A 25,599-nucleotide genomic window follows, 5' to 3' on the forward strand; every position below is an offset into this window, starting at 1 on the left:
TCACTCCTTCCGCCGCCGGAATCCACCCGGGCCGCGCCCACTCCCCCGATGCGTCCCCTCGGCCGCCTTCACCAGACCCAGCTCTCCCGCGAGCCCCCACAAGGCCTGCTTCACGGAACTCCTGCTGTCCAGCTCATGCACCCGCCCGGCGTCGACAACGGCCTGAAGTTCCTTGAAGTTGGCGGGAATGGCCGTACGCGCCACCGCCGTGCCGGTGATGCGCTGCACCAGCGCGGGCTGGATCTCCGTGCTGCGCGTGTGCCGGTTGACGACCACCGTCGTCTCCTCGGCCTTGCGGATCTGCAGCCGGTCCCACATCCGTACCGTCCGCTTGGCGCCGCGTACGGCGACGACGTCCGGCGTGGTGACCAGCAGCGCGGTGTCGGCCGCCTCCACCACGGCGGCGCCCGCGCCGCTCAACTGGGCGGCGCAGTCCACCACGACCACCTCGTAGCGTGAGCGCAGGGCGCTGACGATCTGGCGGGCGGCTCGGTCGGTGACCTCCTCGCCGCGTTCGCCCTCGGCGGGGGCGAGGAGCAGGGCGAGCCCGGTGTCGTGGCGGAAGACGGCGTCGGCCAGGACGCGGGGCGAGATGTCGGTGATGGCGGCGAGGTCGACCACGGACCGGCGGAACTGGATGTCGAGGTAGGAGGCGATGTCGCCGGTCTGCAGATCCAGGTCGACCAGGGCGGTCGCCCGCCCGGAGGCCTGTGCGGCGAGGGCCAGCTGGATGGCCGTCAGGGTCACCCCGACGCCCCCCTTGGCGCCGCTGACCGTGACGACCGTACCGCCGACTCCGCCGAACAGCTCTGCCCCGTGCCCGAGATGGCGCCGTACCCCCGTCGACCACTGGGCGACGGCCTGGACGCGGCTGGCGAGTTCCTCGTACGACAGCGGGAGCGCGACCAGGCCGCGCGCGCCGCAGTCCATGGCGGCGGAGAACAGACCGGGGCCGGCGTCGGTGGTGACGAGGATGACGCCGACGGCCGGGAAGCGCAGGGCGACCTCGCGGATCAGCTCCAGGGCCGGGACCGGGCCGATCCGCTCGTGGACGACCACGACCTCGGGCAGCTCGTCCACCGACTCGGCGGCGAGGCGGGCGAGGGTGTCGACCAGCTGGGTGGAGTCGCCGACCGGTGGCTGTGGTTCGGCGTCGGGGAGCTGGCTGAGCAGGGTGGTGAGGGAGCGGACGGCGTCCGGGTCCGCGCCGGCCGGGAGGATCCTGGTGGGCATGCGGGCCGCCTCTCACTTGTCCGTCGCGAGTTCGTAGGTGCGGTCCTTGTCCGGGACGCTGGTCTCGCTGCCGGGGGCCACCAGCGCGAGCCGGACGCGCTGGGCGAAGGACTCGGCGTAGGTGATGCGCTGGGCGTCGAGGGTGGACAGCGCGAAGGTGATGGGGACGGCCTCGCTGGGCTGCTGCTGGTTCTTGCTCTGGTCCGGGTTGAGGGCGGTGATCTGGCCGACGTCGAGGACCCGGGCGTTGGTGACGATGATCTTCGACTGGTCCGGGTCGCCCTCCTTCTTTCCCCCGAAGGTGGCATACACGTTGACGTGCGAGCCCGGGGTGATCTTGCCCGCCACGCCCGTCGCCGCGTCGATCATGATGGCGACCTCCTGCTGGCCGGGCTGGAGGGCGGGCTGGTCCACGATCATGTCGTCCTGGAGCAGGGAGCCGGCCTGCAGCGTGGTGACAGCGATCTTGTTCTGGATCTGCCTCAGATCGGTGACGGCGGTGCCGGACAGCCACCGCTTGGGCATCGAGACCTTCTCGAACTGGCCCGGCGACAGCGCGGTGTACGGCTTGACGTCGGACCTGACCCGGTAGGCGGTGACCTCGGGCCCGACCTTGGAATTCACGTCGTGGACGACGGAGAGCACGCCGGCGAACGCGCCGAGAGCGCACAGGACCGACAGGATCAGGAGTATTACGCCGCGGCGCTGACGGGAGTTCATGGACCGTGCAACCTCATTGGGGGAATCGGTCGAGCGGGATACGGACGTACTGGTCGGGTCAGGCGGGCGTGCGCCGTTCCAGGGCGCGGGGAGCGGCGGGTTCGTAGGCGGGCGGGGTGGCCGAGCAGAAGACGCAGCGGTCGCCGATGACGTCCAGGCCGCACCAGTGGCAGCCGGACTGCCGTACCGACGTGACCAGTTGGTACAGGACGGACAGATCGGCGAGGTAGCTGCAGAACTCGGTCAGGCGCCCCGTCCCCCACCACGCGGGGGACTCGGCGGGCAGCGGGACCTCGCGCAGCCCGTGCACGCTCCACTGCCCCGCGAGCCCGGCGACCCAGTCGCCCTGCGTCTGCTGCCCTTTGGCGACGAGCATCCAGGTGTTGAACTCGGGCCCTTTGAGCGTGACGCCGGGTCCTATGCGCACGAGCTGCGGCTCGGGGTGGGCGAGCACGGCGAACTGGCTGCCGGGCACCCAGGACTTGGCGTGCGCCTTCAGCCCCACCGGCACCCGGTCCAGGCGGGCGACGGAGCCGAGCACGGCCCCGGCGTGGATGTAGTGGGTGAGCAGCCGCCCGGCGGAGGCGAGCACGCCCGGACTCAGATCGCAGGAGGCGAGCTGCCGCAGCTGCCGGGCGAGTACGGCGATGCCCAGCGGGGGCAGGTCGGGCCGGAAGAGGGCGATGCGGTCGCTCTCCAGCAGCGAGCGCAGGGTGTGCAGGCGTCGTACGACGGCCTTCGGGGTGGCCTGCGAGCAGACGACGATCACGTACCCGTACTGCTCGGTGAGGGTGTGGAGTTCGGTGAGCGCGTGCTCCAGGGGCCGCTGGTCGAGGCCGCTGAGCACGACGGCCGGCATGGTCCGTTCGTCCTGCGCCGACAGCGCCATGTCGGCACTGGTCACGGCAATGGCAGTTGGCACGCGCAGCTCCCCGCTCTTCACACCCGCCGGCCCGCCGGGGTGACTCCAGCGCGCCGGGACGACTTCACTGCGTGACTACGTGAGCACTGTATCCACGGCCGAATGGCCGGAGAACAGCGTTGGTGAAGCTCGCAGGGAACTCTCCGGCCGCAAGTCCCGCCAAATCCGGACAGGTTGCACAGCGATCCGGAAAAGCATTTGGTCTGGACCTCTTGACACCCCGATTGGTCTGGACCAACTTGTAGCCCGACGGTGGCCACCGCATCTCCCCTCCCCTCCCCAAGGCTCCCTCTCCGAGCTCCACTTCCCCACCGGAGGCCCGCATGGACCATGCACCAGGCATACCCAGACCCCGCGGACGGCGAATCACCCTGTGGTCCGCCGCCACGGCCCTGGCCCTCTGCGTCGCGGGGCTCGCCGCAACCCCGGCCTCCGCGGCGGACGTCAACAACGTGACGAACGCCGGCTTCGAGTCGGGCCTCGCCAACTGGGCGTGCACGGCGGGCAGCGGCACGACGGTCTCCTCCCCGGTGCACGGCGGAACCGCGGCGCTGAAGGCGACCCCGGCCGGCCAGGACAACGCCCAGTGCACCCAGACGGTCGCGGTCAAGCCCGACTCGACGTACACACTGAGCGCGTGGGTCCAGGGCGGCTACTCCTACCTGGGCGTGACGGGCACGGGTACGACGGACGTGTCCACGTGGACACCGGACACGACGACCTGGAAGCAGCTGTCCACGACCTTCACCACAGGCGCGTCCACGACATCCGTCACGGTCTACACCCACGGCTGGTACGGCCAGGCGGCCTACTACGCCGACGACGTCTCGGTCTACGGCCCCGACGGCGGCACAGGAGGCGACCCGGCCCCGACGGTTCCCGCGACCCCGGCCGGCCTCGCGGTCTCCGGTACGACGTCCTCGTCCGTCTCCCTGTCCTGGTCCACGGTGCCGGGCGCGACCGGCTACACCGTGTACCGCGACGGCACGAAGGCGACCTCCGTGACCGGCACCTCGGCGACGGTGACGGGCCTGTCGGCGTCGACGTCGTACACCTTCCAGGTGACGGCGGCGAACCCGGCGGGCGAGTCCGCGAAGTCGGCGTCGGTGACGGCCACGACGGCCGCCACCGGAAGCGGCGGCGGCACCGGAGGAGGCGCCCTGCCCAAGCACGCGGTGACCGGCTACTGGCAGAACTTCAGCAACGGCGCGACGGTCCAGAAGCTGTCGGACGTCCCGTCCTCGTACGACATCGTCGCGGTGGCCTTCGCGGACGCCGCGTCGACACCGGGAGCGGTGACCTTCAACCTGGACTCCTCCGGCCTGGGCGGCTACACGGTCGACCGGTTCAAGGCCGACATCAAGGCGAAGCAGGCGGCCGGCAAGAAGGTCGTCATCTCGATCGGCGGCCAGAACGGCACGGTGTCGGTCAACGACTCCGCCTCGGCGGCGAACTTCGCGAACTCGGTCTACTCGCTGATGCAGACGTACGGATTCGACGGCGTCGACATCGACCTGGAGAACGGCCTCGACGCGACGTACATGACGCAGGCACTGCGCGCCCTGTCGGCGAAGGCGGGCTCGTCCCTCGTCATCACGATGGCCCCGCAGACGATCGACATGCAGTCGACGTCGAACGCGTACTTCCAGACCGCGCTCAACGTGAAGGACATCCTGACGGTCGTCAACATGCAGTACTACAACAGCGGTTCCATGCTGGGCTGCGACGGCAAGGTCTACAGCCAGGGGTCCGTGGACTTCCTGACGGCCCTGGCCTGCATCCAGCTCCAGGGCGGCCTGGCCCCCTCCCAGGTGGGCCTGGGCCTGCCGGCCTCGACCAGCGCGGCGGGCAGCGGCTATGTGTCCCCCACGGTGGTCGACGACGCCCTGGACTGCCTGACGGCCGGCACGAACTGCGGCAGCTTCAAGCCGTCCAGGACCTACCCCGGCCTGCGGGGCGCGATGACCTGGTCGACGAACTGGGACGCGTCGGCGGGCAACGCGTGGTCGAACGCGGTGGGGGCGCATGTGCACGCGCTGCCGTGACATGAGATCCACCTGGTGATACGACGGCGCCCGGGCCCTGGAGCGGCCCGGGCGCCGCCACGGATGACAAACCGGTGTCCTGGCCGGCCCGGTACCCCGATCATGGACGGGTAACCGAGACCCGACCGCCGAGGATGCGCCCGCCATGCCCGTACCCGCCGATCCGACGGTCCTGCATCCGATGCCCGGGCAGCCGCGAGTGGTGCTGCTCAAGCCGCTGGTGAAGTCCCCGCTGATCGAGGTCGGGGAGTACTCCTACTACGACGACCCCGAGGACCCGACCGCGTTCGAGACCCGCAACGTGCTCTACCACTACGGGCCGGAGAAGCTGGTCATCGGCAAGTTCTGCGCGCTCGGCACGGGCGTGCGGTTCCTCATGAACGGCGCCAACCACCGCATGGACGGCCCCTCGACCTTCCCCTTCCCCACCATGGGCGGCTCCTGGGCCGACCACTTCGACCTGCTCACCGGCTTGCCGAACCGCGGGGACACGGTCGTCGGCAACGATGTCTGGTTCGGCCACGGCACCACGGTGATGCCCGGCGTACGGATCGGCCACGGCGCGATCATCGCCACCGGCGCGGTGGTCACCGGCGACGTCCCCGACTACGGCATCGTCGGCGGCAACCCGGCCCGCCTCCTGCGCACCCGCTACGACGCCCGGGACATCACCCGCCTGCTGGCGGTGGCCTGGTGGGACTGGCCCGTGGAGCACATCACCGAGCACGTGCGGACGATCATGTCGGGCAGCATCGACGACCTGGAGTCGGCCGCGCCCTTGTGACGAGCCCACCGTCACGCGGCTCACGCCCCGCCTTCGCCCCCTTCAACGGCGCCCTGAAGGAGGCTCCTCCCACCACATCCGTCTGACCTGGTTCACCCGCTCGTGGTGGTCTTCGATCCAGTCATCGTCCGGATCGATGCCGAACAACGTCGTGAGGCGGTCGGGGTCGTGGACGGACACGGCCAGGTTGCGGTCCTCGAGCATGTGCAGCATGAACGTCAGTCCGCGGTCATGACCGAGGCTCGGCTGCCGCCGGCGTCCTCCAGACGGACCAGGTCCACCGGACCCTGGCCCGCTTGGCTCATTCGGCGTCCTCGAAGTACGCGTCCAGCACCGCGTCCAGCTGCTCGTCCCATTCCGTGAAGCGCGCTCTGGCCGTCGCCTCGATCTCGATCGGGAACCAGCGGCGGTCCGGGGTGTGGACGGTGACCGTGTAGCGCTTGCCGAAGCGGGGGGTCTCCGTCTCGACCGCCGCGATCTCGTCCCAGCGGAACTCGCAGGCCTCCTCGTCCAGGCGGAGGCGGACACCCTTGCGGTCGGCCACGATCTTGGCGCGGCGGTCGGAGGCCTCGAAGACCGGGCCCTCGGCCGCTTCTTCCTCGGTCTCCTCGGCTTCGGGGGACGCCTCCGGCCGGCTCGGCGCTTCGGCGTCCTCCGTCTCCGGCACTGCCGATGACTGCGCCGCCTCCGGTTCCGTGTCCGCCGGTTCGTCCGGCTTCGCCGGTGCCGGGACGGAGATGCCGGGAATGAACGCCGGGTCGAAACCGGCGCCCGTCACGGGCCCGGTCTTCAACGGCTCGGCCCCGGACGGCTTGCTGCTCGCTCCTATGCGCTGCTCCACGGCGGCAGTATGGACGACTTCCCCGTGCCGGAACCAGTCAGCCCGCTCATCCCCGGTTTCACTCACGTCACGTTCACACGAACACGCTCACCACCGCCGCCACCGCGAACCCCGTCACCGACAGCACCGACTCCAGGACCGTCCATGTCCGCAGCGTGTCCCGTTCGCTGATGCCGAAGTACTTGGCCACCATCCAGAAACCGCCGTCGTTGACGTGCGAGGCGAAGATGGAGCCCGCGGAAACGGCCATGATGACCAGGGCCACGAAGGCCTGGGAGTGGTGGCCCTCGGTGAGCAGCGGGGCCACGATGCCCGCCGTCGTGACGATCGCGACCGTGGCCGAGCCCTGGGCCACCCGCAGGACCAGTGAGATCAGGTACGACAGCACGAGCACCGGCAGGCCCACACCGTGGAAGGTGTCCGACAGGGCCTGGGCCACCCCGCTCGCCTTCAGTACGGCGCCGAAGACCCCGCCCGCGCCCACCACCAGCAGGATGTTGCCGACCGGCTTGAGCGAGGAAGTGGACACCGTTTCCAGGGACTTGCGGGACCAGCCTCGGCGGATGCCCAGCAGGTAGTAGGCCATCAGCAGCGCGATGGCCAGGGCCACGAAGGGGCTGCCGAAGAACTCCAGGCCCGAGCGGGCGGGGGACGGGCCCAGGGCGATCGAGGAGAAGGTCGCGGCGAGAATCAGGATCAGGGGCGTACCGATGATGGCCAGGACCGTGGCGAGCGGGACCGGATGTTCCCGGGGTGCCACGCCCTGGGCGCGCTGTTCGGCGAGCACCGCCTCCTTCGCCTCCTCGGCCGCCTCGACCATGTCCTGCGGTACGGCGACGAAGATCCGCTGTCCGATCCAGGCGGAGAACGCCCAGGCGGCCAGGACGGCCGGGATGCCGCAGACGATGCCCATGAGGATGACCCAGCCGAGCTGGACGTGGAGGAGGCCCGCGGCGGCGACCGGGCCGGGGTGCGGGGGCAGGAAGGCGTGGGTCATCGACAGGCCGGCCAGCAGGGGCAGGCAGTAGAGGAGGATCGACTTGCCGCCGCGCTTGGCCGCCGCGTAGACGAGCGGGGCCAGGACGAAGATGCCCACGTCGAAGAAGACCGGGATGCCGAAGATCAGGCCCGTCAGGCCCATCGCGAGCGGGGCGCGCTGTTCGCCGAACAGGCCGAGCAGGCGGGCCGCCAGTACCTCCGCGCCGCCGCTGACCTCCAGGATCGCGCCGAGCATCGTACCGAGGCCGATGATGATCGCGACGTGGCCGAGGATGCCGCCCATGCCGGACTCGATGGCGGAGACGGCGTCGGAGCGCTGGACGGTGCCGAAGAGTTCGGTGACCGACAGGCCGGCCAGCAGGCCCACGGCTATGGAGACGGCGAGCAGGGCCACGAAGGGCTGCAGCCGGACCTTGATGATCAGGAACAGCAGGAGGGCTATGCCCAGGGCTGCGACCGTGAGGAGGCCGGGGGTGCCGTTCAGGAGGAGCAGCAGGCCTCCGGTGTGGGGTGGGGTGGTGGGCGCGGGTGCGGCCAAGAGCGGGAGGGGCATATGGGGGTCCTCTGGATAAGTTCATGGTGCTTTCGGGCAGGGGGGATCGCGGCACGGCGGCCCGGGGGTGGGGGCCGCCGTGCCGTGAAGGGACGTGCGGGTGGTGAGGGGTCGTCAGGTGCTCAGCCGAGTACGGCGAGCGCGTCGATCTCGATGAGGAGGCCGGCCGGAAGACCGACGTAGACCGTGGTCCGGGCGGCGGGCGGCTGGGTGAGGCCCTGCTCCTCGAAATAGGCGTTGTAGATCTCGTTCATCTGCGCGAAGTGGTCGACGTCCGTCAGATAGACGCGGATCATCATCACGTCGTCCCAGCCGGCGCCGCCCTCCTCGAGGATCGCCTTGACGTTGGCGAGGGTCTGGAGGGTCTGCTCGCGCAGGGTGGGGCCGGCGGGCGTCGGAGGCTTGCCCTCCTGCGCGGGCAGGAAGCCGACCTGGCCGGCGACCTGGAGGAGGTTGCCCTTCTTCACGCCGTGGGAGAACTTCGCGGGCGGGGTGGTGTGGGTCTTCGGGGTGAGCGCGGTCTTCTCGGTCATGCAGGGTCCTTGTCTGTCATTCGGGGTCACCGACGGGCGTTCTTCCGGAGTACTCGCCGCTGATCGCGTCCGCGGTACGGCGGACCTGCGGGAGCAGGGTGAGGAGTTCGTCGGCGGTGACGACCACGTTCGGGGCGGACACCGACATCGCGGCGACCACCCGGCCGTCGGCGCCGCGGATGGGGGCGGCGACGCAGTTGATGGATTCCTCGTGGCCCCCGAGGTCGGTGGCCCAGCCCTGTTCGCGTACCTTCTCCAACTCCCTCAGGAACGCTGGGGCGTTGGGGGTGGAACGGGAGGTGTAGAGGGGGTAGTCGAGCTTGTCCGCGAGGGCGCGGCGCTCGGGGTCGGGCAGGTCGGCGAGGAGGAGTTTGGCCACGGCCGCGACGGTGATGGCGACGGGCTTGCCGATCCGGGAGTACATGCGGACCGGGTAGCGGCTGTCGACCTTGTCGATGTAGAGGACCTCACCCTCCTCGTACACGGCGAGGTGCACGGTGTGGCCGCAGGCCTCGTTCAGCCGTACGAGGTGGGGGTGGGCGATCTCGCGGATGTCGAGGTTCTCCATCGCCTCCTGGGCGAGGGCGAAGAGGCGGGCGCCGAGGCGGTAGCGCTGGTCGGACTGGCGGTAGACCAGGCCGTGTTCGTGCAGGGTGCGCAGGAGGCGGAGTGCGGTGGACTTGTGCACGCCCAGGCGGTCGGCCACCTGGCCGAGGTCGGCGGGGCCCTCGGCGAGCAGCGGCAGGATGCTCAGGGCGCGGTCGACGGTCTGACTCATGGGGTGTTCGCCTCCTGTGTGGCCCACTCGGCCTGCGTCCAGCCGGGGGCGAGTCGAAGTCTCCCCCATGCGGTGCCGTCCAGGGCGATCAGACGGTCGGCGTGGTCCCGGGCGGGGGGCGTGGCCAGGTCGCCGGGGGTGGTGAGGGCGGCGGCGGCGAAGAGGTGTCCCAGCCTGAGCCGGCTCGTGAGGGGGAGGCCGCGGAGGGTGCCGGAGAGGAACCCGGCGGCGAAGGCGTCCCCGGCGCCGGTGGCCGCCACGACGTCCACGTGGAGGGCAGGTTCGAAGGTGGCCGGGGGTGCGGTGGGCCGGCGCCCGCCGAACGCGGTCGCCCCCTTCTCCCCCTGCTTCACCACCAGCAGCCCCGGCTCCGGCAGCGCCGCTCGGATCGCCTCCGGGCCGCCCGTGATGCCCCACGCCTCCTCCGCCTCGTCCTCGCCGACGAAGACGATGTCGGCCCTGCGGGCCAGGTCGAGGAGCGCGAGGGGCCCCTCGGGGGTGCTCCGCAGGGCCGGGCGGTCGTTCACGTCGAAGGAGAGGAGTGGGCGCCCCGGACGACGTGCCGTCAGGGAGTACAGCAGGGCGCGGCAGTCCTCCGACAGGGCCGCCGTGATGCCCGACAGGTGCAGCACCCGCCCCGCCCGCGCCGCAGTCAGGTCCACGGTGGCCGCGCTCATGGCCGAGGCCGCCGACCCCGCCCGGTAGTACGCCACCTCGTGCGCGCCCGTGCCCCGGTCGGCGGCCGTGCGGAAGTAGACGCCGGTCGGACGGGCCGGGTCGCGGGACACGGACGAGACGTCGACGCCGTACCCGGCGATCCGCTCCACCAGGTGGTCGCCGAACCCGTCCGCCCCCACCCGCCCCACCCACCGCGCGCTGTGCCCGGCGGCGGCCAGCACGCAGGCCACGTTGGACTCGGCGCCGCCGATCGCGCGGTCGAAGGAGGGTACGTCCGCGAGGCGGCCCGGCCGGGTGGGCAGGAAGGTGACCATGGACTCGCCGAGCGCGACCACGTCCACCACCTCCATGACCGCACCCTTCACGGCGTAAGCAGCGTCGTTGATGATGACTCCTGTCCGATGTCCGGGCCACGACTCCGTTGACCCGGTGTCGGCGAGATGCTAGACACCACTTAGCAGTACATGCAATGGCCGTTGCGGAGAATGCAACGAGCCGAGAGAGGGGCTCCATTGAGCAGCAGCGAAGCGCTCGCCCGACTGGCCGAGGAACGCGTCGACCACCGCTTCAAGGGCCTCCCGCCGGACGCCGACGGCCTCACCGTCGGCGAACTGGCCGCCCAGCGCCGCAATCTCTTCGCCGAGGCCGACGGCTTCGGCTCACCCGTCCTCGCCCTGTCCGCCGAGCGCCTGGAGCACAACCTCGCGCTCATGGAGGCGTACGCCGAACGGCACGGCCTCGCCTTCGCCCCGCACGGCAAGACCTCCATGGCCCCGCAGCTCTTCCACCGGCAGATCGAGCACGGCGCCTGGGGCATCACCCTGGCGGTGCCCCACCAGGTGCGGGTCGCCCGGGCGTTCGGGATCCAGCGGGTCTTCCTCGCCAACGAGCTGGTGGATGCCTCGGCACTGCGCTGGATCGCGGGCGAGCTCGCCGCCGACCCCGCATTCCGGTTCGTCTGTTACGTCGACTCCGTGCGCGGCGTCGAGCTGATGGACTGCGCGCTCAGGGGCGCCGCCCGTCCCGTGGACGTCGTGGTCGAGCTGGGCGCCGGCGAGGGTGCGCGGACCGGTGTGCGGACGGAGGCGGAGGCCCTGGCCGTCGCCGATGCCGTGGCCCGTGCGCGGACGCTGCGGCTCGTCGGCGTGGCGGGGTACGAGGGCGAGGTCCCGCAGGCCGATCCGGAGCGGGTGCGGTCGTATCTGCGGCGGCTGGTGGGACTCGCCGCCGAGCTCGACGGGGCCGGGCTCCTCAAGGACGCGGAGGAGATCGTGGTGAGCGCGGGCGGCAGCGCCTGGTTCGACGCGGTGGCCGACGTGTTCGACGAGATCCCCGCGCTCTCCCTTCCGGTACTGAAGCTGCTGCGCTCGGGTGCGTACGTCTCACACGACGACGGGCACTACCGCAGGCTCACCCCCTTCGCGCGGGTGCCCGAGGAGGGTGCCCTGGAGCCAGCCTTCCGGCTGTGGGCGCAGGTCGTCTCCCGGCCCACGCCCGAGCAGGCCTTCGCCAACGCGGGCAAGCGCGACGCGGCCTACGACCTGGACCTGCCCGCCGCCCAGGTGGTACGCCGGAACGGTGTCGAGCACCCGGCGGACGGCATCACCGTGACCGGCCTGTCCGACCAGCACGCCTGGCTGCGCACGGAACCGGGCACGGACGTCGAGGTCGGCGACTGGATCGGCCTCGGCCTGTCCCACCCGTGCACGTCGTTCGACAAGTGGCAGCTGATCCCGGTGGCCGAGGCCGACGGGACGGTCGTCGAATACATCCGCACCTTCTTCTAGGGCATCGGGAGACCTGGCATGGAGGACCTGGTCATCCGGGACGCCGACGTCGTCGACGGCAGCGGTGAACCCTCGTACCGGGCCGATGTGGTGATCGACGGCGGCCGGATCGCCGGAATCGTCAAGGAGGCCGCCGCGGCCGGCTGCCAGCGCCCGCGGGCCGTGCGGGAGCTGGACGCGGAGGGCCTGGTCCTCTCCCCCGGCTTCATCGACATGCACGCCCACTCCGATCTCGCCCTGCTGCGCGACCCGGAGCACACGGCCAAGGCCGCGCAGGGGGTCACGCTGGAGGTCCTCGGGCAGGACGGGCTGTCGTACGCGCCGGTGGACGACCGCACGCTTCAGGAGGTGCGGCGGGCGATCACCGGGTGGAACGGGTACGGCGACGACATCGGCTTCGACTGGCGGTCGGTCGGCGAGTACCTCGACCGGCTGGACCGCGGGATCGCCGTGAACGCGGCCTATCTCGTCCCCCAGGGCACGGTCCGCGCGCTCGTCGTCGGCTGGGAGGACCGGGAGGCGACCGCCGAAGAGCTGGACCGGATGCGGCAGTTGGTCGCTCAGGGACTGGAGCAGGGCGCGGTCGGGCTGTCGTCCGGGCTGACGTACACACCCGGCATGTACGCCCCGGACGCCGAACTGACCGCACTGTGCCGGGTGGTGGCGTCGTACGGCGGCTACTACTGCCCGCACCACCGCTCCTACGGCGCCGGCGCCCTGGAGGCCTACGCCGAGATGGTCGCCCTCGCCCGGGAGGCCGGCTGTCCGCTGCATCTGGCCCACGCGACGATGAACTTCGGCGTGAACGCGGGCCGGGCGCCCGAGCTGCTGGCCCTGCTCGACGGGGCCCTGGACGCCGGTGCGGACATCACCCTCGACACCTATCCGTACACCCCCGGCTGCACCACCCTGGCCGCGCTGCTGCCGAGCTGGGCGAGCGAGGGCGGTCCGCAGGAGATCCTGGCCCGGCTCGCCGACCCGGCGACGGCCGCACGGATCCGGCACGGCCTGGAGGTGACCGGCTCGGACGGCTGTCACGGTGTGCCGGTGGAGTGGGAGACGATCGAGATCTCCGGCGTCGCCGACCCCGCGCTCGGGGAGCTGGTGGGCCGTACCGTCCGGGAGGCGGCGGAACTGCGCGGCGAGGGCCCCTGGGAGACCGCCCGGCGGCTCCTGGTCGAGGACCGGCTCGGTACGACGATCCTCCAGCACGTCGGCCACGAGGACAACGTCCGCACGATCATGCGGCACCGCACCCACACCGGCGGCTCGGACGGCATCCTGCGGGGCGACAAGCCGCACCCGCGGGCGTACGGCACCTTCCCGCGCTATCTCGGCCACTACGTGCGCGAGTTGGGGATCCTGTCCCTGGAGGAGTGCGTCGCCCACCTCACCTCCCGGCCCGCGGCCCGGCTGCGGCTGCCGGACCGGGGGCTGGTGCGCGAGGGCTACCGGGCCGATCTGGTGCTGTTCGACCCGGAGACGGTGGCGCCCGGCGCGACCTTCGCCGAGCCGCGCACGCTGCCCACGGGGATCCCATACGTCCTGGTCGACGGCAGGTTCGTGATCGAGGACGGCAAGCGGACGGACGTGCTCGCGGGCCGGTCCGTCCGCCGTACGAACGGGACAGGGCCTAGGGCTTCGGCAGGACGCAGCCGCCGGCGCTCAGGTCCAGCTTGTTGCCCGTGGTGAAGCAGGCGGGGATCTGGTAGGTCTCCTCGGCGTAGTTGATGCCCTGGTGGATGGTGACGTTGCCGTTCTCGTCCACCTCGCACGGGTTGTTGACCGTGCAGGTCTCGCCGTCCTCGTTGCCGGTGTTGTTGACGGCGACGACCTTGCCGGTGGTGGTGTCGATGACCGGGGAGCCCGAGGTACCGCCGATGGTGTTGCAGGCGGAGGTGTAGCGGAGGGAGTCCTTCCAGGTCCAGTCGCCCTCCTTCAGCCGGTACACGAAGCCGTCGACGTTGCAGCTGTAGGTCCGCTTCCAGTAGCCGGAGACGACCTTGATGGCCGTGCCGGCGGTGGGGTGGGTGTCGTTCACGGTGAGCGGGCTGATCCCGTACGAGCTCTTGATCTTCGCGTACGTGGTGGTCAGCCGGTAGATCGTGATGTCCGTGTCCGTCATGGTCGAGTAGACGACCTGGTTGGCGCGGAGGGTCGCGACCTTGCTGCCGGAGGCGTTCAGCAGGCCGAAGCTGCGGCTGGAGGACTGGCCGGTGATGACCTGGCCGGGGTCGGGGAAGCCGGTCTCCAGGCAGTGGCCGTTGGTGAGCACGAGCGCCGGGTCGGTGTCGGCGGAGTTGGGGAAGCGGATCACGGAGCCGGAGCAGTTGCTGAGCGCGACGGTGCCGGCGAAGTCGACGGTCGCCTTGGGCTTGACGGTGGTGTGCGGCGCGGCGACCGCGGGGGCCGCGCCCAGCCCGGCTATCGCCAGGGAGGAGAGCGCGGCAAGGAGAGGCTTGTTCATGTGGGGGTCCCCTCTTACGACTTGAGCGACCGGAATGCTCCGGCCGCTCGTTCGTTTGTCATGCGCATTTTCGGCGCAGGAGGGGTGCGGGAACAAGAAGCCGACTCAGGTCATAGGGGTTTCCCTGTGCGGGGAGGGCCGTGCAAGGCGTCGAGGTCGGACCTGGAGGGCGCGCGCCCGATGGTCAGTGGTGGTTCCTGCCGCCGCCGTGACCGTGCCCCCGGCCACCGGGGAAACCGGGTGCGGAGGTCGTCGGGGCGGCCGTCGTCGCGGTGGGCGCGGGCGTAGGCGGCGCCGTGGCAGTCGCAGGAGCCGACGAGGCGGGCGGGCCGCCGGCCGTCCGCCCCTGTGACGCGCTTACCGCCGGGGACGTGGCCGAGCGGGACCGCGAGGCCGAGGAAGCACCGGTGGCGGCCGTCGAGGTGGCCGCGGCCGGGGAGCCGGCGGCCGTGCGGGGGTTCGGGGTGGCGGAACCGGCGACGGCCGGCGCCGACCCCTTCGAGGTGGGGGAATCCGAGCCGCCCGCCACGGCGGCGATCACCGCGACCGCGCCGGCCACGCCCAGCACCCCGGCGACGGCCGCCACCCGGCGACGGCCACCTGTGCGCCACTCGGCACGCCGCCGCGCGGCCCGCCCCTCGCCCGTCAGGGGACGGCCGGTCGGCCCAGTCGCCCCGGCCGCCCCGCTCGGCTCGGCCCGCTCGGCCCGCTCGGCCCGCTCGGTCGGCTCGGTCGGCTCGGTCGGCTCGGTCAGTGGGGGCAGCTCCCGGGTCTCGTCGTAGGCGCTGGTCCAGCCGTGGGCGGCGGCGGGGTCGGTGTACTCGTCGTACGCCGGAGCGGGGACCGCCCGGGGGAGGTACACGTTCGGCGAGGCCGACGGCGCGTGACCGGCGTGCGGCAGCAGGCGGGTCCGCTGCGCGGGATCGGCGTCCGGCAGGCCCGCCTGCCCCGGCTCGGCGTCGTACGGATGCGGCAGCGCCCGCGTCGCCTCGGCCTCGTACGCGTGCGGCCGTTCCCGGTCCGGCAGCGCGTCCGGCGGAACCCGGGGCGCCGCACCCGGTCCGCGTCTGCCGTCCGTCCCTGTCTCTTCGCGCATCCCCGCCCTACTCCGCCTCGCTGTCCACACATGCCGCCCACTCGGGCCCGCCCCCCGACGACCCCGCCGACCCGGCGGAGCGGCACGCATTCTAGGGACGCAAGTGGCCCCTGAGACAGCCATGGGCGATATCAGGGCAAACCTTCGTGTCTCACGTGTCGGAAAACACGACCCAGGAGGCGTTACCGGGCCGTAAGCTCACGGGCATGCAGGTGATCCAGTCGACCAAGCTCGCCAACGTCTGTTACGAGATCCGGGGCCCGGTTCTCGAGGAGGCCATGCGGCTTGAGGCGGCGGGACACCGCATCCTCAAGCTCAACACCGGCAACCCGGCCGCCTTCGGCTTCGAGTGCCCCCCGGAGATCCTGGAGGACATCCTCCGCAACGTCTCCACCGCGCACGGCTACGGCGACGCCAAGGGCCTGCTGGCCGCCCGCCGCGCGGTCGTGATGCACAACCAGACCCTCGGCATCGAGACGGACGTCGAGCACGTCTTCATCGGCAACGGCGTCTCCGAGCTGATCGTGATGGCGATGCAGGGGCTGCTGGACGACGGCGACGAGGTCCTCGTACCGGCCCCGGACTACCCGCTGTGGACGGCGGCCGTCTCCCTGGCGGGCGGTACGGCGGTCCACTACCGCTGCGACGAGCAGTCCGACTGGATGCCCGACCTCGCCGACATCGAGCGCAAGGTCACCGACCGCACCAAGGCCATCGTCATCATCAACCCGAACAACCCCACGGGCGCGGTGTACGACGAGGCGATGCTGAAGGGCCTGACCGACATCGCCCGCCGGCACAACCTGCTGGTCTGCTCCGACGAGATCTACGACAAGATCCTCTACGACGGCGCCACGCACACCCCGACCGCCAAGGTCGCCCCCGATCTGCTCACCCTCACCTTCAACGGCATGTCGAAGGCGTACCGGGTGGCCGGGTACCGGGTGGGGTGGATGGCCATCTCCGGGCCGCGCGCGCACGCCGACTCCTACATCGAGGGTCTGACGATCCTCGCGAACATGCGGCTGTGCGCCAACATGCCGGGGCAGCACGGCGTGGTCGCCGCGCTCAGCGGACGCCAGTCGATCAACGACCTGGTGCTGCCGGGCGGCCGGCTGAAGGAGCAGGTGGACACCGCGTACGAGCTGCTGACGCAGATCCCGGGCGTGAGCTGTGTCCGGCCCAAGGGCGCGCTGTACCTCTTCCCGCGGCTCGACCCCCAGGTCTTCAAGATCAGGGACGACCGGCAGATGGTCCTGGACCTGCTGCGCCAGGAGAAGATCATGGTGGTCCAGGGCACGGGCTTCAACTGGCCCGAGCCGGATCACTTCCGGGTGGTGACCCTGCCGTCGGTCGGTGATCTCCGGGACGCGATCACCCGGATCGGCACCTTCCTGGACGGGTACAGCCAGCCGTAGTCGACGGACTTCATTCCGTGACATCGCTCAACTTTAGACGAAATCCAAGCTAGGATGGCTTCCTGTCAGAGCACAGGAGGCCATCCCCCATGTACGAACCGATCCGCGCCAAGTCGGTCCACAGCACCATGGCCGGCACCGCCTCCGACTTTCCCCACCGGTCGCGCGAGGAGGAGCTGGACATCCAGCTCGCCGGGCACCTCGCCGCGCTGCTCGCCGTCACCGACGAGCTGCGGGGACTGACTCCGTCGGCCGATCTGGAGGCCGCCGCGCAGCGCCTTGCCGGCGAGGTGAGCCGGCTGCGGGGCGGTCACGTGCCGGCGCGCACGGTGCCGGCCACGGTCGCTGACCCCGGGGCGCTGCACCAGCGGGCGCACGCCCTCGCCGGCCGGGCGCTCGTCGTCGCCGCGTCCCGCGCGGACACCTCGGCGGCGATCCTGGCGGCCGAACGGATGGACGCGCACAGCTCCGCGCTGGCGCCGAGCGCCGCCGCCCACTGACCCCCTGCGCCGGCTTCGGCCGGCTCCTTGGGGGGCGCCCCTAAAGGGCGTTGCAGTGCCGAGGCCGGTATGTCACGCCCCGTTCACCGGCCGCCACGGGGAACGTTGGGTTCCGGGAGCACGCTCCCCGGCGTGAGACGCATCGCTGGAATCGTCCTCGCCGTGCTGCTGATCGGTGGCGTGGTGGCCGCTGTCGTCGCGGGCCGGCACGGGGAGGACACGGGCACGGCAACGAAGACCGTGCGTGGAGTGATCGGGTCGGAGAAGGCGGACTTCTTCGCGGATCCCGATGTGGTGAAGGCCCTCGCCGCCAAGGGCTACACCGTGAAGACGGAGTCCTCCGGGTCCTGGGCCATGGAGGATCTCGACCTCAAGGGGTACGACTTCGCCTTCCCCGGCAGCCAGCCACCGGCCGACGCGCTGGCCGCGAAGTACCACGCGCAGGAGCCGCTGCCCCGGCCCTTCTACTCGCCGCTCGTCGTCGTGGCCCACCGCAGCGCGGCCGACGTCCTCGCCGCCAACGGGCTGGCCGTACTCGGCGGGCAGAACCGTGGCACGCTGAAGATGGGCGCCTATCTGGACGCCGCCCGGCACGACCGGACCTGGCAGCAGCTCAAGGGCGCCACGGCACACGGTGAGTTGACGGGCACCCTCTACATCGCGAGCACCGACCCCGAGACCTCCAACTCCGGTGCCCTGTACCTCGCCGACGCCTCCTACGTCGCGGGCGGCGGCAAGGTCGTCACGGGCAAGGCCGACGTCGACCGCACCGCACCCCTGCTGCACAAGCTCATCAGCGTCCAGGGCGCCCAGCAGTCCAGCAGCGACGCGGTGTTCCGGGACTTCATCAGCGGCGCCGGGAACCCGCTGGTGCTCGTCTACGAGGCGCAGGTCGCCGCCCTGCTCACCCAGCAGCACACCGTGAACGACCTCGTCGTCCTCTACCCCGACACCACCGTCAACAGCGACCACACCGTCGTACCGCTCGACGCGACCGGCCGTGCGCTCGGTGAACTCCTCAGCACCGACCCGGCGTTGCGCAGGCTCGCCGTCCGGCACGGGTTCAGGCCGCAGGGCGACGCCGCCGAGTTCACCGCGGCCACCGCCGGCCGGTCCGGCTATCTCGACCAGACGCTCACCGGCGTCCGGCAGGCGCCCGTGCCCACCTCCGAGGTGCTGCGCGAGATGGCCCGCCGGGCGCGCGAACAACCGGGGGACAGTGGCAAATGACCAATGATCACAGCGAGTTCGGCCTCGCACCGCCGAAGCCCGTGGCTTTCGCGCCGCGGCACAGGGCCGGTGGGCTCGTGCCCGAGATCGCGGGCGGGGCCGGCCAGATCACCACCGCCTGCTCGGAGCGCGGCGGGAACCAGGGCGCACTGGAGGGCCCGCAGGCATGAGACGACGACGATCCGCCCTCGCCCTGCTCACCGCGGCGGCCGCCCTGCTCGGCGGCTGCACGGCCGACGGCCACAAGGACGACCCCGCCGCCCCGAAGCCCGGCACCCTGCGCGTGCTCGCCTCCAGCGAGCTCAGCGACATGAGCGCCGTCTTCGACCGCGTCCACAAGGACACCGGCATCACCGTCCGGCCCACCTACATGGGCACCCTGGACGCCGTCGACCTGCTGGCCAGGGGCAGGGCCGACGGGGCGTACGACGCGCTGTGGCTGTCCTCGGACGACTATCTGCGGCTGCGGCCCGACGCGGCGAGGAAGGTGGTGTCCGAGACGCCGGTGATGTCCAGCCCGGTCGCCATCGGCGTCAGACCGGCCACCGTGAAGGCGCTCGGCTGGCAGCCCGAGCAGGTGACCTGGAGCCGGATCGCGCAGGCCGTGCAGGACGGCAGGCTGACCTACGGCATGACCGACCCGGCCCGCTCCAACTCCGGTTTCTCCACGCTGATCTCGGTCGCCTCGGCGCTCTCCGGCGCCCAGTCCGCGCTCACGGACGCCGATGTCGCCAAGGCCACGCCGAGGCTGAAGGAGTTCTTCAAGGGGCAGAAGCTGACCTCGGGTTCCTCGGGCTGGCTGGCCACCGCCTACCAGCGGCGCGGCACCGTCGACGCCCTGCTCAACTACGAGTCCGTCCTCAAGGGCATCCCGGGCCTCACCGTGATCCGCCCCCGCGACGGCGTCGTCACCGCCGACTATCCGCTCTCCTCGCTGGCCTCGACGAACGCGCGTACCCGCGAGGACGTCCGCAAGGTCACCGAGGACCTGCGCACCGACGCCGTACAGAGGCTCATCACCGGCACCACCCACCGCCGCCCGGTCGTCGCCTCGGTGCCGCCCGCGCCCGGTCTCGACACCGGCCGGCGCCGCGAACTGCCCTTCCCCGGCAGCCGCTCGGTCGCCGACGGGCTGCTCAGCTCCTACGAGAACAAGCTGCGCCGCCCCTCCCGCACGGTGTACGTCCTCGACACCTCCGGCTCGATGGCGGGCGAGCGGCTGAAGGCGCTGAAGGCGGCGCTGACCGGCCTCACCGGCGACTTCCGCGAGCGCGAGGAGGTGACGCTGATGCCGTTCGGCTCGGACGTGAAGAGCGTGCGCACCCATGTCGTCGACCCCCATGACCCGAAGGCGGGCCTCGCCGCCATCCGCCGCGACACCGACGCCCTCACCGCCGACGGGGGCACCGCGATCTACACCTCGCTGGAGAAGGCGTACGGCCATCTCGGCGACGGCAAGGACACGTTCACCTCGATCGTGCTGATGACCGACGGCGAGAACACCGCGGGCGCCGACGCCGGCAACTTCGACGGCTTCCACCGCTCCCTGACCGGCACCGGGCGGGACACCCCCGTCTTCCCGATCCTCTTCGGCGACTCCTCCCGCCCGGAGCTGCAGCACATCGCCGACCTGACCGGCGGCCGCCTCTTCGACGCCCGGCAGGGCTCGCTGGACGGCGCCTTCGAGGAGATCCGTGGCTACCAGTAAGGTCCTCGGCTACCTGGAGTCCCGCAAGAACCTCACCGGCGGCGCCCTGGGACTCGTCGGGCTGGTGCTGACCTTCATCCAGGTCGCGGGACCGTACTGGCCGGCCGTGGTCGCGGGCCTGTACGGCGCGGGCGCGCTGATCGCCCCGCCGGAGCGGCCGGCCCTGCCCGCCTTCCCGGGCCCGTCGGCCCAGCTGGACGCGGTCCGGGCCGACTTCGCGAAGCTGCGCTGCTATCTCGCGGACGTCGACCTGCCGGGCACCTCCGCGGACTGGCTCGCCGAGATCACCGAGCTGCTGACCGCGTTGCTGGAGCCGGGCTGGGTCGCCGAGGCCCTGGCGCAGGACCCCGACGGCGTGCACACGGTCTCCCGCGCGGTACGGCAGGACATCCCGGAGGCCGTCGACGCCTACGTCCGCACCCGCTGGTGGACCCGTATGACCGCGGGCACGGATTCCCCCGAACGCCATCTGGACCGCCAGCTCGCCCTGCTGCGCGAGGAGGCCGAACACCTGGTGTCGTCCCTGCGGGACCGGGCGGCCCGCCGGCAGGAGTCGCATACGCGGTATCTGGAGGACCGGGGCCGCTAGAGACGGGCGAGGGCCTGCCGTCGTGCTCCCGCGGGGCGAGCGGGAACGTGACGACAGGCCCAGGACCCCCACGCCGTTGTGCGGGCCTCGCCGGCATGTCACCACGGCCGGCCGTGACGATCGCTGGTCAGGGCACGGCGGCCGGCCGTGGAGTCTTCGGTGGGACTAGCCCAGGCGCTCCACCAGCGCGCGGTACTGGTCCCACAGCTCCTTCGGGGTGTGGTCGCCGAAGGTGTTGAGGTGGTCGGGCACGAGCGCGGCCTCCTCGCGCCAGACCTCCTTGTCGACCGTGAGCAGGAAGTCCAGGTCGGACTCGGACAGTTCGAGGCCGTCGGTGTCCAGCGCGTCGCGCGTCGGCAGGATGCCGATCGGGGTCTCGACGCCCTCGGCCTTGCCCTCCAGGCGCTCCACGATCCACTTCAGGACGCGGGAGTTCTCGCCGAAGCCCGGCCAGACGAACTTGCCCTCGTCGTCCTTGCGGAACCAGTTGACGTAGTAGATCTTCGGCAGCTTGGCCGCGTCCGCGGACTTGCCGACCTTGATCCAGTGGGCCATGTAGTCGCCCATGTTGTAGCCGCAGAACGGCAGCATCGCGAACGGGTCGCGGCGCAGCTCGCCGACCTTGCCCTCGGCGGCGGCGGTCTTCTCGGAGGCCACGTTGGCGCCGAGGAAGACACCGTGGTTCCAGTCGAAGGACTCCGTCACCAGCGGCACCGCGCTGGCGCGCCGGCCGCCGAAGAGGATCGCCGAGATCGGCACGCCCTTGGGGTCCTCCCACTCCGGCGCGATGATCGGGCACTGGGACGCCGGGACCGTGAAGCGGGCGTTGGGGTGGGCGGCCGGGGTCTCGGACGCCGGCGTCCAGTCGTTGCCCTTCCAGTCGGTCAGGTGGGCCGGAGTCTCCTCCGTCATGCCCTCCCACCAGATGTCGTTGTCGTCGGTCAGCGCCACGTTGGTGAAGACCGAGTTGCCCCACAGGGTCTTCATCGCGTTGGCGTTGGTGTGCTCACCGGTACCGGGCGCGACGCCGAAGAAGCCGGCCTCGGGGTTGATCGCGTACAGGCGGCCGTCCTCGCCGAACCGCATCCAGGCGATGTCGTCGCCGATGGTCTCCACGGTCCAGCCGGAGATCGTGGGCTCCAGCATGGCGAGGTTGGTCTTGCCGCAGGCGCTCGGGAAGGCGGCGGCGACGTACTTGGACTCGCCCTGCGGCGGGGTGAGCTTGAGGATCAGCATGTGCTCGGCCAGCCAGCCCTCGTCACGCGCCATGACGGAGGCGATACGCAGCGCGTAGCACTTCTTGCCGAGCAGGGCGTTGCCGCCGTAGCCGGAGCCGTAGGACCAGATCTCGCGGGACTCGGGGAAGTGCGAGATGTACTTGGTGGAGTTGCACGGCCACGGAACGTCCTCCTGGCCCTCCTCGAGCGGGGCCCCGAGGGAGTGCACGGCCTTGACGAAGAAGCCGCTCTCGCCCAGTTCGTCCAGGACGGCCTGGCCCATGCGCGTCATCGTGCGCATGGAGACGGCGACGTAGGCGGAGTCGGTGATCTCCACGCCGATCGCGGACAGCGGGGAGCCGAGCGGGCCCATGCAGAACGGGACGACGTACATCGTGCGGCCCCGCATGGAGCCGCGGAACAGGCCTTTCTCGCCGCTGAAGATCTCCCGCATCTCGGCGGGGGCCTTCCAGTGGTTGGTGGGGCCCGCGTCCTCCTCCTTCTCGGAGCAGATGAAGGTGCGGTCCTCGACGCGCGCGACATCGGTCGGGTCGGAGGCGGCGTAGTAGGAGTTCGGGCGCTTGATCGGGTCGAGCTTCTTGAAGGTGCCCTTGGCTACCAGTTCTTCGGCAAGCCGCTCGTACTCGGCCTCGGAGCCGTCACACCAGACCACGCTGTCCGGCTGGGTCAGTTCGGCGATCTCGTTGACCCACGAGATCAGTTCCTGGTGCTTGGTGGGGGCGGGAGCCGCGATGTCGCGCGCCACGATTGCTCCTAAGTGAGGGATTTTTACCCTGGTAAGGGATTTTTCCTTTGGGGCCCCGTGGGGGCTGCGGCCCGGATGCTTCGCAGTCGTTCGACTGTGGGCGCTCATCCGGTGCCGACCGCACTCATTTGATCATCCGTCGCGAGTGCGCATATGTCCAGGGGGAGTCACAGGTGAGCGGCGTGAGGAAGGCCACGGTTTTCGCATCTTTCCTGCGTACCTCCGCGCCCCTTTACGTGCACGTTGAGTTCGCCTGAAAGACTTTTTGAACACGGCTGTCGCGCTTCGCGTGAGACGATGGCCACTCGGGCGAACCTTCACCGGCCACACTGACCCGTAACTTACGGTTCCGTAGGTACGATGCCGCCCATGACTGCGTCCGCCCCCGATGCGCCCACGGACTCGCCGGCCGCCGGCCGCGGTCCCGCCGCGCTCTCCCTGCCGCATCCGGTCAAGCCCAGGCTCCGCGGCTGGCTGCACCTCGGAATGTTCCCGGCCGTACTCATCGCGGGCCTCGTGCTCACCGCCCTCGCCGACTCCACCAGAGGCCGCATCGCCTGCGGGATCTACGCCCTGACGGCCTGCCTGCTCTTCGGCGTCAGCGCGCTGTACCACCGGGGCAACTGGAGCCCCCGAATGGACGGCGTCCTGCGCCGCCTGGACCACGCCAACATCTTCCTGATCATCGCGGGCACCTACACCCCGCTGACCCTGCTACTGCTCCCCGGCACCAAGGGCCAGTGGCTGCTGTGGGGCATCTGGGCCGCCGCGGCGGCCGGCATCGTCTTCCGCGCCTTCTGGGTCGGCGCCCCGCGCTGGCTCTACACGCCCTGCTACATCGCGATGGGCTGGGCGGCCGTCTTCTTCCTCCCCGACTTCCTGCGCACCGGCGGCATCGCCGTCCTGATCCTGGTGATCGTCGGCGGCCTGCTCTACAGCACCGGCGGCGTGATCTACGGCATCAAGCGGCCGAACCCGTCACCGCGCTGGTTCGGCTTCCACGAGGTCTTCCACTCCTTCACGCTCGCCGCGTTCGTCGTCCACTACGTCGGCATCTCGCTGGTGGCCTACCAGCACGCGTAAGCCCCCACCCGCCCCCTTTCCGGCCACGGCTCACCAGCCGTGGCCGTTTTTCGTGCCGCCTGACATCCGCTATTCATTGACAGTCTCATGATTTTGAGAGCTACTATCAGTTCATGGCAACTGTCACTCAGAATCCTCGGCGGTGGTGGGCTCTCGGGGCCCTGGTCGCGAGCATGCTCACGCTCGGTTTCGACATGACGATCCTCAACGTGGCGCTGCCGACCATGGCCGGCCGGCTCGGCGCCACCACCGGCCAGCAGCAGTGGATGGCGGACGCGTACGTCGTCGTCTTCGCCGCGCTGATGCTGCCCGCCGGACTCCTCGGCGACCGGTTCGGCCGGCGCCGGATGCTGATCGCCGGGCTCGGCGTCTTCCTGGCCGGCTCCCTGCTGGGCGCGCTGGCCGGGGACGTGAACTGGGTCGTGGCGGCCCGGGCGTTCATGGGCATCGGCGGCGCGTTCGTCACCCCGCTCGCCCTGTCCGTGCTGCCCTCGCTCTTCAGCCCCGACGAGCGCACCAAGGCCGTCGGCATCATGTCGGCCGCCTCCGCGCTCGGCATGCCGCTCGGCCCGATCATCGGCGGCTGGCTGCTCGACCACTTCTGGTGGGGCTCGGTCTTCCTGGTCAACGTCCCGATGGCCGCGATCGGCATCGCCGCCTGCGTCTTCCTGCTCCCCGAGACCAGCGACCCCGCCTCCCCCGCCGTCGACCTCGTGTCCACCGCGCTCACCGCGACCGGCCTCGCCGCCCTCATCTACGCGATCATCGAGGCCCCCGACCGCGGCTGGGGCGACGCGCTGGTGCTGGCCATGTTCGGCGCGGCGGCGGTACTGCTCACCGCGCTGGTGCTGCGCGAGCGCCGGGCCGCGCGCCCCATGCTCGACATGACGCTGCTGGCCCACCGCGGCTTTCTGTTCAACACGCTCGCCGCGACCCTGGTGATGTTCGTCCTGTCGGGCCTGATGTTCGTGCTGCCCCCGTATCTCCAGGCCGTCCTCGGCCATGACGCCCTCGGCACCGGTCTGCGGCTGCTGCCGCTGATGGGCGGACTGCTGGTCGCCGCCCGGGGCGCGCAGCCGGTCGTCGCACGGTTCGGTGCGCGGGCCGTGGTGAGCGCCGGACTGGTGGTGCTGGCCTTCGCCGCACTGCTCGGCAGCCGTACGACGACCGGCTCCGGCTACGGCTACACCGCGCTGTGGCTCACGATCACCGGCGTCGGCTTCGGTTTCTCCGTCGTACCCGCGATGGACGGCGCCCTCGGCACCCTGCCCCGCGACCGGGCCGGCAGCGGCTCGGGCCTGCTCATGACGCTCCGCCAGGTCGGCGGCGCGATCGGCATCGCCCTGCTCGGCAGCCTGCTCTCCGGCGCCTTCCGCGACCGGCTCGATGTCACGGGGCTGCCGCCACAGGCCGCGCACACCGCCGGTGACTCGGTGGTCGCCGCGCACCTGACCGGCGAGAAGCTCGGCTCGGCCCGTCTCCTCGCCTCCGCGAACAGCGCGTACGTCCACGGCATGGGCGTGGTCCTGCTGGTGTGCGGCATCGCGGCGCTCGCCGCGGCGCTGCCGGCGGCGGCCTTCCTGCCGCGGGCGACGCCCACGCAGGGCGCCGCACCCGAGATGGTGGCCGCCCCGGAGGATGCCCGACAATGA

The 25,599-nt window shown here is 71.2% G+C and carries 23 protein-coding genes and 1 pseudogene; 12 read left to right on the top strand and 12 right to left on the bottom strand.

Going from position 1 to position 25,599, the window contains the following annotated elements; genetic code table 11:
• From BFF78_RS16050 to BFF78_RS16060, 3 genes are read right to left on the bottom strand one after another with little or no spacing between them, the layout of a single operon-like run.
• Positions 1–1,233 carry a CpaE/TadZ family protein gene (locus BFF78_RS16050; RefSeq protein WP_069778993.1) on the bottom strand — a complete coding sequence of 411 codons (1,233 nt, stop codon included), beginning with the start codon at positions 1,231–1,233 and terminating at the stop codon, positions 1–3.
• Between the two features lie 12 nt (positions 1,234–1,245).
• A complete protein-coding gene (gene cpaB, locus BFF78_RS16055) occupies positions 1,246–1,953 on the bottom strand; it encodes a Flp pilus assembly protein CpaB (RefSeq protein ID WP_069778994.1) in 708 nt (235 codons plus the stop codon).
• Positions 1,954–2,011: 58 nt separating this feature from the next.
• Complete coding sequence (locus BFF78_RS16060; protein WP_079161341.1) at positions 2,012–2,896, bottom strand: hypothetical protein; 885 nt, start codon at positions 2,894–2,896, stop codon at positions 2,012–2,014.
• Between the two features lie 302 nt (positions 2,897–3,198).
• Here BFF78_RS16060 and BFF78_RS16065 point away from each other — a divergent pair, with 302 nt between their 5' ends.
• Together BFF78_RS16065 and BFF78_RS16070 are read left to right on the top strand one after the other, a co-directional pair.
• Positions 3,199–4,920 (top strand): chitinase, encoded by a 1,722-nt coding sequence (locus BFF78_RS16065; RefSeq protein WP_069778996.1) that lies wholly within the window; start codon positions 3,199–3,201, stop codon positions 4,918–4,920.
• 145 nt (positions 4,921–5,065) lie between these two features.
• The gene (locus BFF78_RS16070; protein WP_069778997.1) at positions 5,066–5,704 is read left to right on the top strand and encodes a CatB-related O-acetyltransferase; all 639 of its coding nucleotides are present in this window, start codon (positions 5,066–5,068) and stop codon (positions 5,702–5,704) included.
• A 42-nt stretch (positions 5,705–5,746) separates the two neighbouring features.
• On the opposite strand, the gene BFF78_RS46205 is transcribed toward BFF78_RS16070, so the two are convergent.
• The 6 genes from BFF78_RS46205 to BFF78_RS16095 all read right to left on the bottom strand — a co-directional run bounded on the left by BFF78_RS46205 (position 5,747) and on the right by BFF78_RS16095 (position 10,436).
• Complete coding sequence (locus tag BFF78_RS46205) at positions 5,747–5,926, bottom strand: DUF5959 family protein (protein WP_227026140.1); 180 nt, start codon at positions 5,924–5,926, stop codon at positions 5,747–5,749.
• A gap of 79 nt (positions 5,927–6,005) precedes the next feature.
• Positions 6,006–6,545, bottom strand: a complete 540-nt coding sequence (locus tag BFF78_RS16075; RefSeq protein WP_069778998.1) for a hypothetical protein — start codon at positions 6,543–6,545, stop codon at positions 6,006–6,008.
• A 73-nt stretch (positions 6,546–6,618) separates the two neighbouring features.
• Positions 6,619–8,097, bottom strand: coding sequence for a GntP family permease (locus tag BFF78_RS16080; protein ID WP_069778999.1), 1,479 nt, complete (start codon positions 8,095–8,097; stop codon positions 6,619–6,621).
• A 122-nt stretch (positions 8,098–8,219) separates the two neighbouring features.
• Positions 8,220–8,630, bottom strand: coding sequence for a RidA family protein (locus tag BFF78_RS16085; RefSeq protein ID WP_069779000.1), 411 nt, complete (start codon positions 8,628–8,630; stop codon positions 8,220–8,222).
• Between the two features lie 16 nt (positions 8,631–8,646).
• Entirely contained in the window at positions 8,647–9,408 is a 762-nt protein-coding gene (locus BFF78_RS16090; protein WP_069779001.1) for an IclR family transcriptional regulator, read from the bottom strand.
• Positions 9,405–10,436: a sugar kinase gene (locus BFF78_RS16095; protein WP_069783602.1), complete on the bottom strand. Its 1,032-nt coding sequence runs from the start codon at positions 10,434–10,436 to the stop codon at positions 9,405–9,407. Before BFF78_RS16095 ends, BFF78_RS16090 begins: the two co-directional genes overlap by 4 nt.
• A 162-nt stretch (positions 10,437–10,598) precedes the next feature.
• Between BFF78_RS16095 and BFF78_RS16100 the strand changes: the two genes are divergently transcribed.
• On the top strand, positions 10,599–11,873 hold the full coding sequence (locus BFF78_RS16100; protein WP_227025844.1) for an amino acid deaminase: 1,275 nt from the start codon (positions 10,599–10,601) through the stop codon (positions 11,871–11,873).
• 18 nt (positions 11,874–11,891) lie between these two features.
• Positions 11,892–13,493, top strand: a pseudogene (locus BFF78_RS16105) (N-acyl-D-amino-acid deacylase family protein); the annotation flags it as partial.
• A gap of 13 nt (positions 13,494–13,506) precedes the next feature.
• On the opposite strand, the gene BFF78_RS16110 reads toward BFF78_RS16105, so the two are convergent.
• Positions 13,507–14,340: a trypsin-like serine peptidase gene (locus BFF78_RS16110; protein WP_069779003.1), complete on the bottom strand. Its 834-nt coding sequence runs from the start codon at positions 14,338–14,340 to the stop codon at positions 13,507–13,509.
• Positions 14,341–14,524: 184 nt separating this feature from the next.
• Positions 14,525–15,436 (bottom strand): hypothetical protein, encoded by a 912-nt coding sequence (locus BFF78_RS16115; RefSeq protein ID WP_227025846.1) that lies wholly within the window; start codon positions 15,434–15,436, stop codon positions 14,525–14,527.
• Between the two features lie 206 nt (positions 15,437–15,642).
• Between BFF78_RS16115 and BFF78_RS16120 the strand changes: the two genes are divergently transcribed.
• The 6 genes from BFF78_RS16120 to BFF78_RS16140 all read left to right on the top strand — a co-directional run bounded on the left by BFF78_RS16120 (position 15,643) and on the right by BFF78_RS16140 (position 20,881).
• Positions 15,643–16,854 carry a pyridoxal phosphate-dependent aminotransferase gene (locus BFF78_RS16120; RefSeq protein ID WP_069779004.1) on the top strand — a complete coding sequence of 404 codons (1,212 nt, stop codon included), beginning with the start codon at positions 15,643–15,645 and terminating at the stop codon, positions 16,852–16,854.
• Between the two features lie 89 nt (positions 16,855–16,943).
• The gene (locus BFF78_RS16125) at positions 16,944–17,354 is read left to right on the top strand and encodes an SCO4983 family protein (RefSeq protein WP_069779005.1); all 411 of its coding nucleotides are present in this window, start codon (positions 16,944–16,946) and stop codon (positions 17,352–17,354) included.
• A 132-nt stretch (positions 17,355–17,486) separates the two neighbouring features.
• Positions 17,487–18,584 carry a substrate-binding domain-containing protein gene (locus BFF78_RS16130; protein ID WP_069779006.1) on the top strand — a complete coding sequence of 366 codons (1,098 nt, stop codon included), beginning with the start codon at positions 17,487–17,489 and terminating at the stop codon, positions 18,582–18,584.
• Positions 18,581–18,754, top strand: a complete 174-nt coding sequence (locus BFF78_RS46210; protein WP_159033013.1) for a hypothetical protein — start codon at positions 18,581–18,583, stop codon at positions 18,752–18,754. The genes BFF78_RS16130 and BFF78_RS46210 overlap by 4 nt, the downstream gene beginning before the upstream one ends.
• Entirely contained in the window at positions 18,751–20,292 is a 1,542-nt protein-coding gene (locus BFF78_RS16135; RefSeq protein WP_069779007.1) for a vWA domain-containing protein, read from the top strand. Before BFF78_RS46210 ends, BFF78_RS16135 begins: the two co-directional genes overlap by 4 nt.
• Positions 20,279–20,881, top strand: coding sequence for a hypothetical protein (locus tag BFF78_RS16140; RefSeq protein ID WP_069779008.1), 603 nt, complete (start codon positions 20,279–20,281; stop codon positions 20,879–20,881). The genes BFF78_RS16135 and BFF78_RS16140 overlap by 14 nt, the downstream gene beginning before the upstream one ends.
• A gap of 165 nt (positions 20,882–21,046) precedes the next feature.
• On the opposite strand, the gene BFF78_RS16145 is transcribed toward BFF78_RS16140, so the two are convergent.
• Positions 21,047–22,864: a phosphoenolpyruvate carboxykinase (GTP) gene (locus BFF78_RS16145; RefSeq protein WP_069779009.1), complete on the bottom strand. Its 1,818-nt coding sequence runs from the start codon at positions 22,862–22,864 to the stop codon at positions 21,047–21,049.
• Positions 22,865–23,233: 369 nt separating this feature from the next.
• On the opposite strand from BFF78_RS16145, the gene trhA reads away from it, so the two are divergent.
• Both trhA and BFF78_RS16155 read left to right on the top strand, forming a co-directional pair.
• Positions 23,234–23,947 carry a PAQR family membrane homeostasis protein TrhA gene (gene trhA / locus BFF78_RS16150; protein WP_069779010.1) on the top strand — a complete coding sequence of 238 codons (714 nt, stop codon included), beginning with the start codon at positions 23,234–23,236 and terminating at the stop codon, positions 23,945–23,947.
• A 113-nt stretch (positions 23,948–24,060) separates the two neighbouring features.
• A complete protein-coding gene (locus BFF78_RS16155; protein WP_069779011.1) occupies positions 24,061–25,599 on the top strand; it encodes a DHA2 family efflux MFS transporter permease subunit in 1,539 nt (512 codons plus the stop codon).

Origin of the sequence: Streptomyces fodineus, from assembly GCF_001735805.1 — a bacterium.
In the GTDB taxonomy this organism is placed as follows: domain Bacteria; phylum Actinomycetota; class Actinomycetes; order Streptomycetales; family Streptomycetaceae; genus Streptomyces; species Streptomyces fodineus.

Excerpts from the sequence above, each read along its gene's own strand:
- BFF78_RS16050 (WP_069778993.1), bottom strand. The coding sequence starts at position 1,233 with ATGCCCACCAGGATCCTCCCGGCCGGCGCGGACCCGGACGCCGTCCGC.
- cpaB (WP_069778994.1), bottom strand. The coding sequence starts at position 1,953 with ATGAACTCCCGTCAGCGCCGCGGCGTAATACTCCTGATCCTGTCGGTC.
- BFF78_RS16065 (WP_069778996.1), top strand. The coding sequence starts at position 3,199 with ATGGACCATGCACCAGGCATACCCAGACCCCGCGGACGGCGAATCACC.
- BFF78_RS16070 (WP_069778997.1), top strand. The coding sequence starts at position 5,066 with ATGCCCGTACCCGCCGATCCGACGGTCCTGCATCCGATGCCCGGGCAG.
- BFF78_RS16080 (WP_069778999.1), bottom strand. The coding sequence starts at position 8,097 with ATGCCCCTCCCGCTCTTGGCCGCACCCGCGCCCACCACCCCACCCCAC.
- BFF78_RS16085 (WP_069779000.1), bottom strand. The coding sequence starts at position 8,630 with ATGACCGAGAAGACCGCGCTCACCCCGAAGACCCACACCACCCCGCCC.
- BFF78_RS16090 (WP_069779001.1), bottom strand. The coding sequence starts at position 9,408 with ATGAGTCAGACCGTCGACCGCGCCCTGAGCATCCTGCCGCTGCTCGCC.
- BFF78_RS16095 (WP_069783602.1), bottom strand. The coding sequence starts at position 10,436 with ATGGAGGTGGTGGACGTGGTCGCGCTCGGCGAGTCCATGGTCACCTTC.
- BFF78_RS16110 (WP_069779003.1), bottom strand. The coding sequence starts at position 14,340 with ATGAACAAGCCTCTCCTTGCCGCGCTCTCCTCCCTGGCGATAGCCGGG.
- BFF78_RS16115 (WP_227025846.1), bottom strand. The coding sequence starts at position 15,436 with ATGCGCGAAGAGACAGGGACGGACGGCAGACGCGGACCGGGTGCGGCG.
- BFF78_RS16120 (WP_069779004.1), top strand. The coding sequence starts at position 15,643 with ATGCAGGTGATCCAGTCGACCAAGCTCGCCAACGTCTGTTACGAGATC.
- BFF78_RS16125 (WP_069779005.1), top strand. The coding sequence starts at position 16,944 with ATGTACGAACCGATCCGCGCCAAGTCGGTCCACAGCACCATGGCCGGC.
- BFF78_RS46210 (WP_159033013.1), top strand. The coding sequence starts at position 18,581 with ATGACCAATGATCACAGCGAGTTCGGCCTCGCACCGCCGAAGCCCGTG.
- BFF78_RS16135 (WP_069779007.1), top strand. The coding sequence starts at position 18,751 with ATGAGACGACGACGATCCGCCCTCGCCCTGCTCACCGCGGCGGCCGCC.
- trhA (WP_069779010.1), top strand. The coding sequence starts at position 23,234 with ATGACTGCGTCCGCCCCCGATGCGCCCACGGACTCGCCGGCCGCCGGC.
- BFF78_RS16155 (WP_069779011.1), top strand. The coding sequence starts at position 24,061 with ATGGCAACTGTCACTCAGAATCCTCGGCGGTGGTGGGCTCTCGGGGCC.